Annotated in this window: 15 protein-coding genes; 13 read left to right on the top strand and 2 right to left on the bottom strand. The window is 66.5% G+C overall.

The window, feature by feature from the left end:
- The first annotated feature begins 6 nt into the window (after positions 1 to 6).
- Entirely contained in the window at positions 7 to 1812 is a 1806-nt protein-coding gene (locus ACP7BH_RS04165) for an aminopeptidase P family protein (protein WP_425983450.1), read from the top strand.
- On the opposite strand, the gene ACP7BH_RS04160 is transcribed toward ACP7BH_RS04165, so the two are convergent.
- Positions 1809 to 3566 carry a patatin-like phospholipase family protein gene (locus ACP7BH_RS04160; protein ID WP_425983452.1) on the bottom strand — a complete coding sequence of 586 codons (1758 nt, stop codon included), beginning with the start codon at positions 3564 to 3566 and terminating at the stop codon, positions 1809 to 1811. The two genes, ACP7BH_RS04165 and ACP7BH_RS04160, sit on opposite strands and share 4 nt — an antisense overlap.
- Positions 3567 to 4365: 799 nt before the next feature.
- On the opposite strand from ACP7BH_RS04160, the gene serS reads away from it, so the two are divergent.
- The 9 genes from serS to ACP7BH_RS04115 all read left to right on the top strand — a co-directional run bounded on the left by serS (position 4366) and on the right by ACP7BH_RS04115 (position 12782).
- A complete protein-coding gene (gene serS, locus ACP7BH_RS04155) occupies positions 4366 to 5847 on the top strand; it encodes a serine--tRNA ligase (RefSeq protein ID WP_425983454.1) in 1482 nt (493 codons plus the stop codon).
- Positions 5848 to 6007: 160 nt separating this feature from the next.
- Positions 6008 to 6802 (top strand): 5'/3'-nucleotidase SurE, encoded by a 795-nt coding sequence (gene surE, locus ACP7BH_RS04150; RefSeq protein WP_425983456.1) that lies wholly within the window; start codon positions 6008 to 6010, stop codon positions 6800 to 6802.
- Positions 6799 to 7443, top strand: coding sequence for a protein-L-isoaspartate(D-aspartate) O-methyltransferase (locus tag ACP7BH_RS04145; protein ID WP_425983459.1), 645 nt, complete (start codon positions 6799 to 6801; stop codon positions 7441 to 7443). The genes surE and ACP7BH_RS04145 overlap by 4 nt, the downstream gene beginning before the upstream one ends.
- A 10-nt stretch (positions 7444 to 7453) precedes the next feature.
- Complete coding sequence (locus ACP7BH_RS04140) at positions 7454 to 8185, top strand: OmpA family protein (RefSeq protein WP_425983461.1); 732 nt, start codon at positions 7454 to 7456, stop codon at positions 8183 to 8185.
- A 96-nt stretch (positions 8186 to 8281) separates the two neighbouring features.
- The gene (locus ACP7BH_RS04135) at positions 8282 to 9382 is read left to right on the top strand and encodes a peptidoglycan DD-metalloendopeptidase family protein (protein ID WP_425983463.1); all 1101 of its coding nucleotides are present in this window, start codon (positions 8282 to 8284) and stop codon (positions 9380 to 9382) included.
- 104 nt (positions 9383 to 9486) lie between these two features.
- Positions 9487 to 9804 (top strand): preprotein translocase subunit YajC, encoded by a 318-nt coding sequence (gene yajC, locus ACP7BH_RS04130; RefSeq protein ID WP_135195462.1) that lies wholly within the window; start codon positions 9487 to 9489, stop codon positions 9802 to 9804.
- 34 nt (positions 9805 to 9838) lie between these two features.
- Positions 9839 to 11431 (top strand): protein translocase subunit SecD, encoded by a 1593-nt coding sequence (secD, locus tag ACP7BH_RS04125; protein ID WP_425983465.1) that lies wholly within the window; start codon positions 9839 to 9841, stop codon positions 11429 to 11431.
- The gene (gene secF / locus ACP7BH_RS04120) at positions 11431 to 12420 is read left to right on the top strand and encodes a protein translocase subunit SecF (RefSeq protein WP_425983467.1); all 990 of its coding nucleotides are present in this window, start codon (positions 11431 to 11433) and stop codon (positions 12418 to 12420) included. Before secD ends, secF begins: the two co-directional genes overlap by 1 nt.
- Before the next feature lie 86 nt (positions 12421 to 12506).
- The gene (locus ACP7BH_RS04115; RefSeq protein WP_425983469.1) at positions 12507 to 12782 is read left to right on the top strand and encodes a hypothetical protein; all 276 of its coding nucleotides are present in this window, start codon (positions 12507 to 12509) and stop codon (positions 12780 to 12782) included.
- 48 nt (positions 12783 to 12830) lie between these two features.
- Here ACP7BH_RS04115 and ACP7BH_RS04110 read toward each other — a convergent pair whose 3' ends face one another.
- Positions 12831 to 14036, bottom strand: a complete 1206-nt coding sequence (locus ACP7BH_RS04110; RefSeq protein WP_425983471.1) for a pyridoxal phosphate-dependent aminotransferase — start codon at positions 14034 to 14036, stop codon at positions 12831 to 12833.
- Positions 14037 to 14161: 125 nt separating this feature from the next.
- Here ACP7BH_RS04110 and ACP7BH_RS04105 point away from each other — a divergent pair, with 125 nt between their 5' ends.
- The 3 genes from ACP7BH_RS04105 (at position 14162) to ACP7BH_RS04095 (ending at position 16654) form a co-directional block, all read left to right on the top strand.
- Positions 14162 to 14875, top strand: a complete 714-nt coding sequence (locus ACP7BH_RS04105; protein ID WP_425983473.1) for a TVP38/TMEM64 family protein — start codon at positions 14162 to 14164, stop codon at positions 14873 to 14875.
- Between the two features lie 73 nt (positions 14876 to 14948).
- Positions 14949 to 15404, top strand: a complete 456-nt coding sequence (locus ACP7BH_RS04100; protein WP_425983475.1) for a hemerythrin domain-containing protein — start codon at positions 14949 to 14951, stop codon at positions 15402 to 15404.
- A gap of 209 nt (positions 15405 to 15613) precedes the next feature.
- Positions 15614 to 16654 (top strand): rod shape-determining protein, encoded by a 1041-nt coding sequence (locus tag ACP7BH_RS04095; RefSeq protein ID WP_135195469.1) that lies wholly within the window; start codon positions 15614 to 15616, stop codon positions 16652 to 16654.
- Positions 16655 to 16686: the final 32 nt, after the last annotated feature.

The following is a 16686-nucleotide window of genomic DNA, read 5'->3' as shown; positions in this document are numbered from 1 at the left end:
ACGATCATGCGCCAGACCTTCGATGAAACGACCGATCCGTCCTTTGGGGCCAAGCACTTGCCGCTGTTGCGCGCCGAGATGGGCAAGCAGGGGCTGGACGGCTTTCTGATCCCGCACGAGGACGAGCATCAGAACGAGTATCTGCCTGATGCGAACGAGCGGCTGGCATGGGCGACCGGCTTCACCGGCTCGGCCGGGGCGGCGGTGGTGTTCCAGGATCGGGCCAGCATGTTCACCGACGGCCGCTATACGGTTCAGGTGAAGGCCCAGACCGATCCGGCTCTGTTCGAGCGCCGCGATCTGACGGAGGTCGCCGCCTATCTGGAGACGGCGGCCAAGGGGGCAGTGATCGGTTACGATCCGCGCCTGCACAGCCCCGACGCCCTGGTCGCCTTCAAGGCGGCGGCGCAGAAGGCGGGGGCGGCGCTGAAGCCCGTGGACGCCAATCCGCTGGACCTGGCCTGGGGCGCGGATCGTCCAGCCCAGCCGACGGCGCCGGTCGTGCCGCATGAAGATGTCTATTCCGGCGAGAGCCACGCGTCGAAGCGGGCGCGGATCGGCAGGGCCGTGGCCGAGGCCGGCGCCGACGCCGTGGTGCTGACGGCGCCGATGTCGATCGCCTGGCTGTTCAATGTGCGCGGCGGCGACGTGATCCGTTCGCCCCTGCCGATCGGCCAGGCCATCCTGGCGGCGGACGGCAAGGCGCGACTGTTCCTGGATCCGGCCAAGGTGACGAACGCGCTGCCCGGCTGGCTGGGCGACGACGTTCGGATCGAGGCGACCGAGCACTTGGCGGACGCGCTGGACGGGCTGTCGGGTCAGAAGGTCATGATCGATCCGTCGCTGTCCTCGGCCTGGTATTTCGACCGGCTGGAAGCGGCGGGCGCGACGGTGGTGCGGGCGATGGACCCCTGCGCCATTCGCCGCGCAGCCAAGAATGCGGTCGAGATCGAGGGCAGCCGCCAGGCGCATATCCGCGACGGGGCGGCGCTGAGCCGGTTCCTGCACTGGGTCGACACGGTGGTTCAGGAGACGCTGCCAAACGAGCGCGAGGTGGTGGAGGCGCTGGAGCGGTTCCGCGAGGAGACCGGGGCGCTGAAGGACCTGAGTTTCGACACTATCGCCGGGGCCGGGCCGAACGGGGCGCTGCCGCATTACAAGCCGGTCGGCGCCACGATCCGCAACGTCGAGACCGGCTCGCTGCTGTTGGTGGACGGCGGCGGTCAGTATCTGGACGGGACGACCGATGTGACCCGCACCATGGCGGTGGGCGAGCCGACGGCGGACCAGCGCCACAAGTTCACCCTGGTGCTGAAGGCGCACATCGCCATGGCGACCATCCGCTTCCCGGCGGGGACCAGCGGCATGGCCCTGGACGCCATCGCCCGGGCGCCGATGTGGGCGGCGGGGCTGGATTATGATCACGGCACCGGCCACGGCGTCGGCTCCTATCTGGGGGTCCACGAAGGGCCGCAGCGGATCGCCAAATGGGGCACGGCCCAGCCGTTGCTGGAGGGGATGATCCTGTCCAATGAGCCGGGCTATTATCGCGAAGGCCATTGGGGCATCCGCATCGAGACCCTGCAGGTGGTGACGCCGGCCGTCGTCCCGGAAGGCGGCGAGCGGCCGATGCACGGGTTCGAGCAGCTGACGTTCGCGCCCATCGACCGCAAGCTGATCGCCGTCGATCTGCTGACGCCGGACGAGCGGGCCTATGTCGATGGTTATCACGCCGAGACCCTGGCCAAGGTCGGGCCGTTGGTGGACGGTGATGTGCGGGCCTGGCTCGAACGGGCGTGCGCGCCGCTTTAAACCTTCGCCTCTGCTGACGGTTTGGGTTTTTCGGTCGGACAGTGTCGGATCTGGGTGACGGGGCAGGGCAGGTCCGCCAGCGCCGCCTTGGTCGCCTCGTAGCCCGTGGCGACGGGACCGTCGTAGGTCTTCCAGTCGCGGATGTCGGTGCTGTCGAGCCGGGGCAGGATCAGCACATCGGCGTCGGCGCGCGACTGTTTCATCTCGGTGTCGGTGGTGATGGTGGCCGACCGCATCAGGATCGAGACGATGGGCGGGCCGGCCTTCCAGGCGCCCGACAAAATCCATTTCCACCAGGACGGCGGGTTCTCCAGCGACTGCGGATCGACGCCGCGGGTCTGGGACATGTCCACGCCGACGATGGGGCCGCTGTTCAGTTGGCGCATCACGCTGGTGGGGAAGTTCTTCAGCACGGCGCCGTCCACCAGCACCTGACCGTCGATCACGACGGGCGGCAGGACGCCGGGAATGGCGATGGAGGCGCGCATGGCGCGGCGCATCAGGCCGGTGCGGTGCGCCTCGATCCGGCCCGAGGTCAGGTTGGACGAGACGGCGAAGAAGGGCAGGGCCAGGTCCGCCAGGTCGATGTCGCCATAGGCCCGCTCAAGCAGGCCGGCGACCTTGCGGGCGCGCGACATGGCGATGATGGGGACAGCCAGGTCCGACAGCGGGTCGGAATCGACGAAGGCGCGGCGGATCTCGAAGTCCAGTCGTTCGGAACTCCAGCCCAGGGCGGGCCCGGCGGCGACGACCGCGCCCATGGACGATCCGCCGGCGAAGTCGATGGGCACCCTGGCCTCTTCCAGCGCCTTGATCGCGCCGATGTGGCAATAGGCGCGCGCGCCGCCGCCCGACAGGACCAGGCCGACGGCCGTGCCGGTCACGACGCGCGCGATCCGTTCGGCGTCGCCGGCCTGGCCCTCGACGCAGTGGAACCAGCGGTCGGGCTGGAGGGCGTCCAGCCAGACACGGGTGTTGGCGGGTTGGTGCATGCGCGGATCGCGCAGCAGGATCAGATCGGTCAGGCGACGCCCGTCGCCGAAGCCCATGCGGCGCGGCAGGGCGGCGGGCGGCGCCAGAAGGCCGCTGCCGACGATGAACATCCGGTCCACCTGGCGGGCGCAAAGATTGGCCCAGGCGGGCTGATCCTGTTCGGCGACATAGAGGACGTAGTCGTGGTCGCCCTCGACGCGGCTGAACCATTCGGCGGCCGAGGTCAGGGCCGACTGGTCGATGACCTGGCAGGTGAAGCCCATGGCCTGGATGGCGGCGCCGATCCGTTCGACGAAGGCGCGGATCGGGCGGGGACGGGCCGAGACGAAGCCGAAGACGCTGGGTTCCGATGCGCCGGCGGTGCGCTCTCGGGCGCGGTGGATCATCAGGCGCGACAGCTCGACCATCAGGTCCGGCTCGGTGCGGGCGGCCTCGAAAAAAGCCTCGCGCGGCAGGGCCAGGATCTCGCTGTCCCTCAGGGCGACGACGGTGGCGGTGTGGGGGGTGCCGGCCAGCATGGCCATTTCGCCCACGGGCTCGCCCGTCTTGACCACGCCCAGCATGTGCGGCGGCTGATCCGTGTCCAGCCGGAAGACCCCGAGACGGCCCGAGCGGACCAGATACAGGGTGTCGGAGGGATCGCCTTCCGAGAACAGCGGCTCGCCGCCGGTCAGGGCGAACCAACTGGCCCGGTCGATCATCCGACCTTCGAAAATGCGCGCGAGCGATGCCGCCAGCGTGTCGGGACGAAGCGTGGCCATGATGGGGTTGTAGGCGAGATTCTAGGGTTGGTGAATTGGGGAGGGAGAAACGGCTTCGTCTTCGCGCTTTCGCTGCGAAGTTTGGAGGGCTGGGCGGAGCGCCGGGCCTTCGCCCGGAGTGTGAGTTTGCAAGTACCGTTTCGACGAAGGGCATGACGCTCCGCGCGGTTGGTTGGCCTGCAAGCTCGGGGCGTCGAGCGGTGGCGGTCTTATCGCCTAACCCCATAAGCCTGCGACGGGTCGGCGGGGTCTGCGAAACCCCGTCCCGAGTGCGATCGAGTATCCCCCTCGACCCTCCGACACCGCTCCATGAGTCGATGTCAGCGCGATGGAGTTTCACCATCGCTCCCGTTCCATCCGCTCCCGCCGCCGCAAGGTCGCAGGCCAAGCGAGCCCTCCGGGCGACGGGACGGGTTTAGAATACGCCAGTTTTGGAGGGGGGATGGGAGAAGGGGGACATGAATCGGCAAGCGATTGAAAACGCTACGAATGGACCAGCGGCATTGTGATGGCTGAGGTCAAACCAGCGCTACGCGTTCCTTCTCCCCTTGGGGGAGAAGGTGGGGCCGGAGGCCTCGGATGAGGGGGATCTATCCGCCTCGAAACGGTGAGGGAGAGGCTGCGGAACCAACCCCCTCATCCGTCTCGCTCCGCGAGCCACCTTCTCCCCCGAGGGGAGAAGGGAAAGGGATTGTCTGCCTCGCAGTCGGGGCAGGCCTTTCCGAGCTTCGCGCGTTGCCCGTAACCGCGTGGGCGGGTAGAGCGTTCGGCTTCTCCCGCCCAGCCGAAGTTTCAGACCATGCACGACATCAGAGCCATTCGCGAGAACCCCCAGGTTTACGTGGCGGGCTGGTCGTCGCGCGGGGTGGATGAGCCGGACGGGCTGGTGGCGGACATCCTGCGGCTGGACGGCGAACTGCGTCACGCCCAGACGACGGGGCAGGACGCCCTGGCCAAGCGCAATGCGGCGTCCAAGCTGACCGGTGCCGCCATGGGGCGCAAGGACATGGCCGAAGCCGACCGGCTGAAGGCCGAGGTCGAAGCGCTGAAGGGCGATATCGCGGCGGCGGCCGAGGTCGAGGCGCGCGTCGGCAAGGAACTGCGCGACCTGCTGGCGGGGTTGAAGAACCTGGCGGCCGAGGATGTGCCGGACGGCGAGGACGAGGCGGGCAATGTCGAGGTCTCGCGCTGGGGAACGCCCCGCGAGGGCGGCCCGGCCAAGGATCACGCCGACCTGGGCGAGGCCCTGGGGATGCTGGACTTCGAGGCGGCGGCGAAGCTGTCGGGCGCGCGGTTTGCGGTGTTGAAGGGTCAGCTGGCGCGGCTGGAACGGGCCGTGGGCCAGTTCATGCTGGACCTGCAGACGGACCAGCATGGGTATCTGGAAGTGAACCCGCCGCTGCTGGTGCGGGACGAGGCGATGTTCGGTACGGGGCAGTTGCCGAAGTTCGAAGAAGATTTGTTCAAGATTCCCGAAGTTGACCGGGAGCTTTGGAACACCTTGCTTGGCAGTGACGTCATTTTCGATGCCGTTTGCGGTGACTGGCACCCCGAATATGACGCCGCTATTCAAAGCAAGGGGCAAGCGGCGATCTTCGTCCGTCGCCGCATCGAAGAAGCCCTAGCGACGATCTCCAATGACGACCGACTGATGAAGCCGGTTTCCCGCTACCTCATCCCCACCGCCGAAGTCTCCCTGACCAATCTCGTACGCGAGACCATCCTGTCCGAGGACGAGCTGGCGACGCCAATGCGGATGACGGCGCTGACGCCCTGCTTCCGGGCCGAGGCAGGGTCGGCGGGGCGGGATACGCGCGGGCTGATCCGTCAGCACCAGTTCTCCAAGGTCGAGATGGTGTCGATCGCGCGGCCGGAAGACTCCGACGCCGAGCACGAGCGGATGACGGCCTGCGCCGAGGCGGTGCTGAAGGCGCTGGAGCTGCCGTTCCGGCGGATGCTGCTGTGCAAGGGCGACATGGGCTTTTCGGCGCAGAAGACCTTCGACCTGGAGGTCTGGCTGCCCAGCCAGGGGACCTATCGCGAGATCAGCAGTTGCTCGAACTGTGGGGACTTCCAGGCGCGGCGGATGGACGCCCGGTTCAAGCGGGCCGGCGAGAAGAAGACCGAGTTCGTCCATACGCTGAACGGTTCGGGCCTGGCGGTCGGTCGGACGCTGGTGGCGATCATGGAGAACTATCAGCAGGAGGATGGGCGGATCGCCGTTCCCGCCGTGTTGCAGCCCTATATGGGCGGTCTTCAATTCGTTGGAGCGGCCAAGTGAGCCCCTCTCCCAGAGGGAGAGGGCTTGAGCGCACGGCGGCGCAGCAGTCGTCCTGGCGCGAAAGGGTGAGGGGTTACGCTGTGCGATGCGATCAGCACCGTAACCCCTCATCCGGCCTTTCGGGCCACCTTCTCCCTATGGGAGAAGGAAGGGTTGGCGCATGAGAATTCTTCTAACGAACGACGACGGCATCGAGGCCGAGGGCCTTGTCGCTCTGGAAAAAATCGCGCGGACGCTGAGCGACGACGTGTGGGTGTGCGCGCCTGCGGTCGAGCAGTCGGGCAAGGGGCGGGGGATCACCCTGACCGAGCCGCTGCGGGTGATGAATCTGGGCGAGAAGCGGTTTGCGGTGACGGGGACGCCGACCGACTGCGTCGTGCTGGCGGTCAACGACCTGATGCCGGACAAGCCGGACCTGGTTCTGTCGGGCGTGAACCGGGGGCACAATATCGGCGAGGACGTCAGCTATTCCGGCACGGTGGCGGGCGCGCTGCAGGGGATGGCGTTCGGCATCCGCTCCATCGCCCTGAGCCAGAGCCTGGAGCGGTTCCACGACGAGGTCGTGGCGCACTGGGAGACGGCCGAGGCGTTCGCGCCGGCGATCATCAGCCGGCTGCTGGACCAGAAATGGGCGAACGGCGTGGTGATGAACCTGAACTTTCCCAATCGTCCGCCGGAAGCGGTGGAGCAGGTCGAGGTGACGACCCAGGGCTTCCGCAATGTGGGCGAGATGCATGCGGTGCGGCGCGTCGACCTGCGCGGGCGCGACTATTACTGGATGAGTTTCCGCGGCGAGAAGCAGGAACATGCCGAGGGCACGGACCTGAGGGCCATCGAGGAAGGGCGCATCTCGGTCACGCCGCTGCATATCGACCTGACGCATATGACCAGCGTGCATGACCTGAAGAAGGTCCTGGGCGGGGCGCCGCCTAAAACTGTGGTGACGGCTGCATGAATCTGCACGACGACCGGGCCGGGCGGCTGATCCTGTCGCTGAGGCAGCAGGGGGTCACGGACCCGCGCGTGCTGAAGGCGATGGAGAGCATCGACCGCGCGGTCTTCGTGCACGAGAAGTTCCTGGACCAGGCGTGGGAGGATCAGGCCCTGCCGATCGACTGCGCCCAGACCATCAGCCAGCCCTATATCGTCGGCCTGATGACCCAGGCGCTGGAGGTGCAGGCGCGCCACCGGGTGCTGGAGATCGGCACCGGCAGCGGATACCAGTGCGCGGTGCTGAGCCGGCTGGCGCGCTATGTCTATTCGGTGGAGCGGTATCGCAGCCTTCTGGTCGAGGCCGAGGCGAAACTGCGCACGCTTCAGATCGACAATGTCATCACCAGACACGGCGACGGCGGCCTGGGCTGGGGCGAGCAGGCGCCGTTCGACCGGATCATGGTCACGGCCGCGTCCCCGACCGAGCCGACCGAACTGCTGAAACAGCTGAAGCCGAACGGGGTGCTGGTCGCGCCGGTGGGGCGGACGTCGGTGCAGATGCTGCATCGCTACGTCGGCCAGGGCGATGGCTCGTTCCACCGCGAGAGCCTGACGGAGGTTCGGTTCGTGCCCTTGGTCGAGGGGACGGCGAAGGAGGGGTGACAGCCGTGGGTTGAGCCTGCATGGTTCACCGATGGTCCGCTCATCGCTCGCCGCCGCCGCCATCTTCCTGTGTTCAGCGACGAGTGTCGGGGCGCAGACTTGGCCGGTGTGCTTCAAGGATGGTGCTGTGCTGACACCGGAAGGATATCGCGCCCTTCGAGAAGCGCGTGAAGCCTACGAGCATGGGCCTGCATGGGCTTCGACGGTTACGCTCTATGCGCAACCCGGTTACGATGAAGCTGATCCAGCCGCGAAAGAACGCCTGACTATCGCCTATCTGGAAGTCATTCATGCTGGCTTCTCGCCCGCGATTGAAATCCTGAAACCCTATGAAAGCGCGGAGCCACGCTGTGTTTCGATATCTGTCAGACCGCTTGAAGCCGGCCGACCGCCGTCTTTGATAACATGGCACTACTATCCCGTTTTCTTCGATAGCGGCAGTGCTGTGGTTGATCCAAAGGCGATGTCGGCTCTGAGGGTCTACGCCGCGACCTACCAGCCTGGAATGCGGGTCGTGTTGCATGGCTTTACTGACACGGCAGGATCGCCGGAGGTCAATCTGGCGCTGAGCCGGCGTAGGATAGACGCTGTCACGGACGCCTTCATTCGATTGGGCGTTCATGCTCGGGACGTCGAGACGACGGCTTATGGCGAGACAAATCTTATGAGACCGACCGCCGACGGCGTATCCTATTGGATGAACCGCAGGGTGGGGATCGATATGCGGATGCAGCCCCGTTAACCTTCGCGCCCCAATTCCGCGATGATTGCGGGGTTGGCTTATGGGGCGCGAGCGGGCACACCGGGCGGGCGAGTTTAACCATGTGAGGAGCAGCCGGTGGCGGTGATTTCGGGCTGGATGAGAGCGGTTCTGGTGGCGGGGGCGTCGCTGAGCACGGCGGCCTGCATCAGCTATCCGTCCGAGCCACGCTATTCGACGCATGCGAACCCGGCGCCGGCCCAGGGCACGGGGGGCTATCCGCAGCCGGCCTATCCGAACGGCGCACAGAACCAGCCGTATCGTCCCGCGCCCTATGAATCGCCGCCGCCCGCGACGGCGCTCATCGGCCAGGTGGAGGGCGGGGCCTTGCCGCCGACCGTCAGCGTGGGGCCGAGCCAGCCGACCTATCAGCCGCCAGCGGCTCAGCCGCCCGTCTACACGCCGGCCCCCTATCCGTCGTCGTCCGCGCCGGTTCGTCCGGGCGCGGCCTATGTGATCCAGCCGGGCGACACGATCTCGGGTGTCGGGCGGCGGTTCCAGACGCCGGTGCAGACCCTGATCGACCTGAACGGCCTGGGGCCGCGCGGGGCGATCACGACGGGCCAGCGAATCATTCTGCCGGAAGCGGCGGTGGACACGGGCAACGATCCCTATGCGACGGGGCCTTCGCCTGTCGGGGTGCTGGTGCCGAACAATGGCGTGATCCCGCCGCCGCCGCCGCCGCCTTCGGGCAATGCGGCCCTGCCGGTACAGACGCGACCCGTGACGCAGCCCTTTAACTCAGGCGCCGCACAGGCGCCTGCCGCCCAAGGGCCGGTTGCGGCCGGACAGCCGAATCTGCTGTGGCCCGTGCGCGGCGACATCGTGCGGCGGTTCGGCCCGGTCGGCATGGGCGAGCGCAACAACGGCGTGAACATCGGCGCGTCTGCGGGCGCGGCGGTCAGCGCCTCGGCCGCCGGGCGCGTGGCCTATGTCGGCGACGATCTGGTGGGGCAGGGGCTGACGGTTCTGATCGTCCACGCCAACGGCTGGCGCACGGTCTATGGCCATCTGGGCTCGGCCACGGTGAAGGACGGCGACGACGTGCGGGCGGGGCAACAGATCGGCACCGTGGGTCTGACGGCTGGCGACGGCCGACCCTCGATCCACTTCGAGACGCGCCAGATGCGCGGCGATGACCCCGTAGCGGTCGATCCCCTGACGGTATTGCCGCGCTGATCGATTTAGTCGCGTTGCAATCCGGGAGGCGCGGCCCTAGGTTCCGCGCCTCGTTTTAATGGGGCGCCGACGAGGGCTGCCCCTTCTATGTTCGGAGACTACCCATGGGCGGAGCGGCTGACGGCGGCTTGATGGCGCAACTGATCGGCTTCGCGCCCATCATCGGCATCTTCATCCTTTTCTACTTCCTGTTGATCCGTCCGCAGCAGAAGCGTGCCAAGGAACATGCGACCGCCATCGGCGCGGTCAAGCGTGGCGACACGGTCGTCCTGGGCAGCGGCATGATCGGCAAGGTCACTCGTGTCGAAGAGGCCGAGGTCAATGTCGAGATCGCGCCCAGCGTCAACGTGCGCGTGGTCAAGTCCATGATCGCCGAGGTGCGCAACCGCACCGCCATCGCCGCCAACGATTCCAAGGCCTGATACGCTCGCGTATCGCTGAACCGAGACCGCCCTCATGATTCAGCTGTCGCGCTGGAAAGTCATACTCGTCGTCGCTGCGGCCGTCTTCGGTTGCCTGTTCGCATTCCCGAACGTGCTGTCGGATGCCCAACGCGAGGCGCTGCCGGGCTTCGTGCCCAAGAACAAGCTTAACCTGGGGCTGGATCTTCAGGGCGGGTCGTATCTGCTGCTGGAAGTCGACGTGCCGGCGATGCGCGAGAAGCGCATCACCAACCTGATCGAAGACGTTCGGGTCACGCTGAACGGCGCAGGCATCGCCACCAACGGCTTCCAGCGTGAAGCCGGCGGCGTGGTCGTCACCCTAGCCAATCCGGCCCAGAACGATGCGGCCTTCACGGCGCTGCAGCAACTGGCTGGTCAAGCCGGGGCGGGCGGGCAGGTCGAGCGTGCAGCCACGCGCCTGGGCGACAACCGCATCCGCTTCGCCTACACCGACGCCGCGCTGAACGGCATGGGCGCGACGGCCGTGGATCAGTCGATCGAGGTGGTGCGCCGCCGGATCGACAGCCTGGGCACGCGCGAACCCTCCATCACCCGTCAGGGCGCCGACCGCATCGTGGTCCAGGCGCCGGGCGAGAGCGATCCGACCAAGCTGGAAGAAGTCATCGGCCAGACGGCCCAGCTGACGTTCCAGATGGTGGATGTCGAAAACTCGGTCACCGAGGCTGTCGCCGGCCGGGTGCCGCCAGATTCGGAACTGCTGGTCGGCGAGGACGGCACGCCGTACCTGGTCAAGAAGCGCGTGCTGGTGTCGGGTGAAAACCTGACCCGCGCGGGCGTGGGCTCGGACGAGAGCGGCCGCCCGGCCATCGATTTCCGCTTCGACGGGGCAGGCGCACGCCGGTTCGGCGAAGCGACCGCCGCAAACCTGGGCAAGCCCTTTGCCATCATTCTGGACGGCAAGGTCATCTCGGCTCCCACGATCCAGAGCGCGATCACCAGCGGCTCGGGCCAGATCACCGGCACCTTCTCCATCCAGGAAGCGGCGACCCTGGTGAACCTGCTGAACGGCGGGGCCCTGCCGGCGCCGTTGAACGTCGAGGAACGCCGGACCGTGACGGCCGAGTTGGGCGCCGATGCGGTGCAGGCCGGCGCCCTATCGACGGCTGTGGGCTTCGGCATCATCGTGCTGTTCATGATCCTGGCCTACGGCTTCCTGTTCGGGGGCGTGTCCGTGGTCGGACTGGTGCTGAACGGCGTGCTGATCGTGGCGGCCATGTCGCTGACCCAGGCCACTCTGACTTTGCCGGGGATCGCCGGTCTGATCCTGACCTTCGCTGTGGCCGTGGACGCCAATGTGCTGATCTATGAGCGGATGCGCGACGAGGCCCGGTCGGGCCGCAGCGTGATCGCCAGCATGGATGCCGGGTTCAACAAGGCCTGGGGCACGATCCTGGACGCCAATGTCACCACCCTGGTGGCGGCGGGGATCATGTTCATCTTCGGCGCCGGCCCGGTGCGCGGCTTCGCCTGGACGCTGAGCATCGGCGTCTTCACCTCGGTGTTCTCGTCGGTTCTGGTGGCCCAGGTGCTGCTGGCCTACTGGCTCAAGACCGCCAAGCCCAAAAAACTGCCGATCGCGGAGTGATGGCGATGCGTGGATGGCCCTTCATCAAACTGCTGCCGCAGAAGACGAACTTCCATTTCGTCAAATACGCCCGAGCCGCGGGCGTACTGTCGGTGGTTCTGTGCGTCGCCTCGATCATCGCCTGCTTCTATCCGGGTCTGAACATGGGCATCGACTTCCGGGGCGGCGCCTCGATGGAGGTGTCCAAGCCCGCCGGTCAGGTGATCGAACTGGATCGTGTGCGCGAGGCCGTGAACGGCCTGAACCTGGGCGACGTCCAGGTTCAGGGCATCGCGCGCCGCGACACCAATGCGGATGACGGCTCGACCGCCATCCTGCGCTTCCAGGTGCCGGAAGGCCGCGACCAGACCCAGGTGGTCAATCAGGTCGAGAGCACGATCAGCCAGACCGTCGGTGCGGTCCAGTATTCGGGCGTCAGCGTCGTCGGCTCCAAGGTGTCGGGGGAACTGTTCACCTCGGGCCTGCTGGCGCTCGCCGTCGCGATCGGCCTGATGTTCCTCTACATCTGGTTCCGGTTCGAGCCGCAGTTCGGCTTCGGCGCCGTGATCGGCCTGCTGCACGACGTGATCCTGACGTTCGGGCTGATCGTGCTGTTCAAGCTGGAGTTCAGCCTGAACATGGTGGCCGCGATCCTGACCGTCATCGGCTATTCGATGAACGACACCGTGGTTGTGTTCGACCGTCTTCGCGAGAACCTGCGCAAATACAAGACCATGCCGCTACGTGAGGTCATCGATCTGTCGCTGAACGAGACCTTGTCGCGAACCATCATCACCGGCGTGACCGCCGTCATGGTGCTGGCGGCCCTGGCCGTTTTCGGCGGCGAGGCCCTGTTCGGCTTCTCCATCGCCCTGATGTTCGGCATCATCATCGGCACCTATTCGTCGATCTACGTCGGTGCGCCGATCATCCTGCTGTGGGGCGTCAAGCGCGGCGCGCTGGCCGACGACGCCAAGCCGATCAAGCTGGGCATGGCCAGCCGGCCGTAGGTCGGGATCTATCGAAGAAAATCAGGCCGCCCCTGCATCGCTTGGGCGGCCTTTTCCTTGGGCGCCGTCCATGCAAGGCTGGGCTTATGAAAGCTCTCGCCATCACCGTCACCGCCATCGCCCTGATTGGCGCCCTGTCCGCCTGCACCGACAGCAAGCGTGCGCGCAACGACGCCACCTGGGGCGACAAGCCGGCGGACATCACCTGCTGGACCTATGGGGTGGAGAACTTCAAGGGGCGCTCGACCGGCAAGGTCGAATACGACGACGGCGGCCGGATCTCGTTCGTGGATGCGGCGAACAATCGCTACACCACCATCGATGGCGATTGCCGCGTCGTCTATACGCAGCCGAGCACCTAAAGGCCGCGCAATGGCGGGCGGAGGCCGAAGCCCCCGCCCTTGGTTTGGTCAGCGCAGCGAGGCGGCGAAGCGCTGGATGCGGGTGCAGGCTTCTGCCAGCACGGCGTCCGAGGTGGCGTAGCTGATGCGGAAATAGGGGCTGAGGCCGAAGGCCTCGCCTTGGACGACGGCGACGCCCTCGGCGTTCAGCAGTTCGGCGGCGAAGGTGGAATCACCGTCGATGACCACGCCGTTGTCCGTGGTCTTGCCGATCAGGCCGGCGATGGACGGATAGACGTAGAAGGCGCCTTCCGGCGTGGCGCAGGTGATGCCCGTCGCCTGGTTCAGCATCGAGACGACCAGATCGCGGCGTTTCTCGAAGGCGGCCTTGCGTTCGGGGATGAAGTCCTGGGTTCCGTTCAGGGCCTCTACCGCCGCCCACTGGCTGATGCTGGCGGGGTTTGACGTCGTCTGGCTGGCGACCTTGCGCATCAGGTCGATCAGCGGCTTGGGGCCGCCCGCATAGCCGATGCGCCAGCCCGTCATGGCATAGGCCTTGGAGACGCCGTTGACCGTCAGTGTCCGGTCGATCAGATCCGGGGCCACCTGGGCGATGGTGGTGTATTCGAAGTCGCCATAGACGAGATGCTCATACATGTCGTCCGTCAGCACCCAGACGTGCGGATGGCGACGCAGGACCTCGGCCAGCGCTTCCAACTCGGCGCGCGTGTAGGCGGCGCCGGTGGGGTTGGACGGGCTGTTCAGGATCAGCCACTTGGTGCGGGGCGTGATCGCCGCCTCCAGCACGGCGGGCAGAAGCTTGAAGCCGTCCTTCTCCTCGCCGACCACGGTGACGGGCTCGCCGCCGGCCAGCAGCACCATGTCGGGATAGGAGACCCAGTAGGGGGCGGGCACGATGACCTCGTCGCCGGGGTTCAGAGTGGCGACCAGGGCGTTGAAGATGACGGGCTTGCCGCCCGGCGCGACGTGGATGTTCGCGGCCGTATAGTCCAGGCCGTTCTCGCGCTTGAACTTGGCGACGATGGCCGCCTTCAGTTCGGGCATGCCGTCGGCGTCGGTGTATTTGGTCTCGCCGCGATTGATCGCGTCGATGGCGGCCTGTTTGATGTTTTCGGGGGTGTCGAAGTCCGGCTCTCCGGCGCCCAGGCCGATCACGTCGCGACCTTCCGCTTTAAGCTTTCGCGCCTGGGCGGTCACGGCGATGGTGGCCGAAGGCTTGACGCGGGCGAGGGCGGAAGATTGCAGGCTGGACATGACTATCCCGTGGGTTTTGGAAGATTCTTGCCTGGGGAGGGCGGGGTTGTTTACGCGCGGTCGCGGCGCGGGACAATGCGCTGAAGCTCGCCAATGCGCGGGCGGGGTGTTAAGCGGCGCCTCTGATGCGCTGGATCATCGATTTCCTGTCGAACATGGAGGCGCGTCGCTGGCGCGCCGCGCTGGCGACGGCCCTGTTGCTGGGCGCGATGATCGCCCTGTTCGCCGTGGGCAAGAGCCAACTGGGTCTGGAGGCCGAGGGACGGCTGGAGGACTGGCTGGTCGGGTTCCGTCAGGGGCCGTGGGGCCTGGCCGCCGCCATCGTGGTGTTCACGCTCGCCGCCTTCTTCGCCGCGCCGCAGTTCATCCTGATCGCCGCCTGCGTCGTGGCGTTCGGGCCGTGGTTCGGATTTCTCTACAGCTGGATCGCGACCGTCGTTTCGGCGGGCGTGACCTATTGGCTGGGGCGGGGACCGACGGCGCGGCTGCTGGAGCGCCATGGCGGGCGCACCGTTGGGCGGCTGACCCGGTTCGTCGGCAAGAACGGCTTCTACGCCAGCTTCATGATCCGTAACGTGCCGTCCGCGCCCTTCATCGTCGTCAACATGGCGTTCGGCGCCGCGCGGACGTCGTTTCCGGCGTTCCTGGCCGGGTGCGCTCTTGGCGTGCTGCCCAAGACGGCGCTGGTGGCCTTCTTTGGCGGGTCCTTCATGACGGCGGTCAGCGGCGACGGAATCTGGACCTCGGCGATTCTGGCGGGCGTGGCTCTGGCCTGGCTGATCCTGATGCTTGTGGTGCGCGAACTGGTGAAGCGACGCGAGACCGCGCGAGGCGACTGAGGGAATTCGCTTAGTGTTTCCTTTAGGAGTGGTTCACCCAAAGGTTGCAGTATGCTGTTTGGGAGGTATCGCGATGGACGTCGAGATACTGAAGGCGCAGCACCGCCGGATCATTCGCTTGGCCAGCGCGCTGGGCGGCTTGGCCGAAACCCTGAAGACTCAGGATGACGCTTCTCGTGCGCGAGAGCTGATGACCGCGCTGAACGCGGCCTTGATCGAACATCTCGCGATAGAGGACGGCGAACTCTATCCCGAGCTGATGAAGGCGGATGACGCGTCGGTTCGTCAGCTAGCGGAGCATTATGTCGATGACATGGGCGCGATCAGCGGCGCCTGGGCTCATTATTTCGGTGAGTGGTCGCAGGCCCGGATCCTGTCGGATCGGGGCCGGTTCGCTGTGGCGACCAAGGGGCTAATCGGCGCCCTGGCGCACCGGGTCGAGCGCGAGGACGACACCCTGTATCCGGCGATGGAGGCGGCGGATGCGCGATCGGCGGCATCGCGGGACGAGGACGCCGGTTCGGTCTGAGCCCTGCATCCACATCAGATGCGAACCCTATATGACGAGACCGTCATCAGGGCTTGTAATCCCGGTTTCATACAGGCACACCCGCCGCTAGTAGGCGTGGCGAAGACGATCAGGAACTGTCCGGCGTGGGGATGTCAGGGCAGTTGGGGCGTCGCCAGGTCAACTGAGATAACCAGACGCCCTGCCAGCTAACAACGGTATCGATTCCCATGAGTTTTTCCCTTTTCGGCGCGATCTCGAATGACATCGCGATGGACCTGGGCACCGCCAACACCCTGATCTACATGAAGGGCAAGGGCATCGTCCTGAACGAGCCGTCGGTCGTGGCGCTGAGAAACGTCGGCGGACGCAAGGTCGTCCACGCCGTGGGCATAGAGGCCAAGCAGATGCTGGGCCGCACCCCCGGTCACATGGAGGCGATCCGCCCCATGCGCGATGGCGTCATCGCCGACTTCGAAGTCGCCGAAGAGATGATCAAGCACTTCATCCGCAAGGTTCATAACCGCAAGGGCTTCGTGAACCCGAAGATCATCGTCTGCGTGCCCTCGGGCGCCACGGCGGTCGAGCGTCGCGCGATCAACGACAGCTGCCTGAACGCCTCGGCCCGCCGCGTGGGCCTGATCGACGAGCCTATGGCCGCCGCGATCGGCGCCGGCCTGCCGATCCACGAGCCGACCGGTTCGATGGTCGTCGACATCGGCGGCGGCACCACCGAGGTGGCCGTCCTGTCCCTGTCGGGCATCGTCTATTCGCGTTCGGTCCGCGTCGGCGGCGACAAGATGGACGACAGCATCATCAGCTACATGCGTCGCAACCATAACCTTCTGATCGGCGAAACGACCGCCGAACGCATCAAGAAGGACATCGGCACCGCCCGTATCCCGGCCGACGGCGAAGGCCTGTCGATCGAGGTCAAGGGTCGCGACCTGATGCAGGGCGTGCCGCGCGAAGTCCGTATCTCGGAACGCCAGGCCGCCGAAGCTTTGGCCGAGCCGGTCACCCAGATCATCGAGGCCGTCAAGGTCGCGCTGGAAGCCACGCCGCCGGAACTGGCCGCGGACATCGCCGACAAGGGCATCATGCTGACGGGCGGCGGCGCATTGCTCCGTGGTCTGGACATCGAGATCCGCGATCACACCGGCCTGCCGGTCTCGGTCGCCGACGATCCGCTGTCGTGCGTCGCCATCGGTTGCGGCCGTGTTCTGGAACACCCGCGCTGGATGAAGGGCATCCTCGACTCCGCGCTCTGATGATTATCGTTGCGGCCAAGTGAGAGCTTGGC

This window comes from Brevundimonas sp. TWP2-1, from assembly GCF_049897645.1.
GTDB lineage: Bacteria > Pseudomonadota > Alphaproteobacteria > Caulobacterales > Caulobacteraceae > Brevundimonas.
Note: the sequence above shows the minus strand (reverse complement) of the source record. Positions and strands in the feature narration are given on the sequence as shown.

Bases quoted from the DNA above. Each gene is read 5' to 3' on its own strand.
- ACP7BH_RS04165 (WP_425983450.1), top strand. From the start codon at position 7: ATGCGCCAGACCTTCGATGAAACGACCGATCCGTCCTTTGGGGCCAAG.
- ACP7BH_RS04160 (WP_425983452.1), bottom strand. From the start codon at position 3,566: ATGGCCACGCTTCGTCCCGACACGCTGGCGGCATCGCTCGCGCGCATT.
- serS (WP_425983454.1), top strand. From the start codon at position 4,366: ATGCACGACATCAGAGCCATTCGCGAGAACCCCCAGGTTTACGTGGCG.
- surE (WP_425983456.1), top strand. From the start codon at position 6,008: ATGAGAATTCTTCTAACGAACGACGACGGCATCGAGGCCGAGGGCCTT.
- ACP7BH_RS04145 (WP_425983459.1), top strand. From the start codon at position 6,799: ATGAATCTGCACGACGACCGGGCCGGGCGGCTGATCCTGTCGCTGAGG.
- yajC (WP_135195462.1), top strand. From the start codon at position 9,487: ATGGGCGGAGCGGCTGACGGCGGCTTGATGGCGCAACTGATCGGCTTC.
- secD (WP_425983465.1), top strand. From the start codon at position 9,839: ATGATTCAGCTGTCGCGCTGGAAAGTCATACTCGTCGTCGCTGCGGCC.
- secF (WP_425983467.1), top strand. From the start codon at position 11,431: ATGGCGATGCGTGGATGGCCCTTCATCAAACTGCTGCCGCAGAAGACG.
- ACP7BH_RS04115 (WP_425983469.1), top strand. From the start codon at position 12,507: ATGAAAGCTCTCGCCATCACCGTCACCGCCATCGCCCTGATTGGCGCC.
- ACP7BH_RS04110 (WP_425983471.1), bottom strand. From the start codon at position 14,036: ATGTCCAGCCTGCAATCTTCCGCCCTCGCCCGCGTCAAGCCTTCGGCC.
- ACP7BH_RS04105 (WP_425983473.1), top strand. From the start codon at position 14,162: ATGCGCTGGATCATCGATTTCCTGTCGAACATGGAGGCGCGTCGCTGG.
- ACP7BH_RS04100 (WP_425983475.1), top strand. From the start codon at position 14,949: ATGGACGTCGAGATACTGAAGGCGCAGCACCGCCGGATCATTCGCTTG.
- ACP7BH_RS04095 (WP_135195469.1), top strand. From the start codon at position 15,614: ATGAGTTTTTCCCTTTTCGGCGCGATCTCGAATGACATCGCGATGGAC.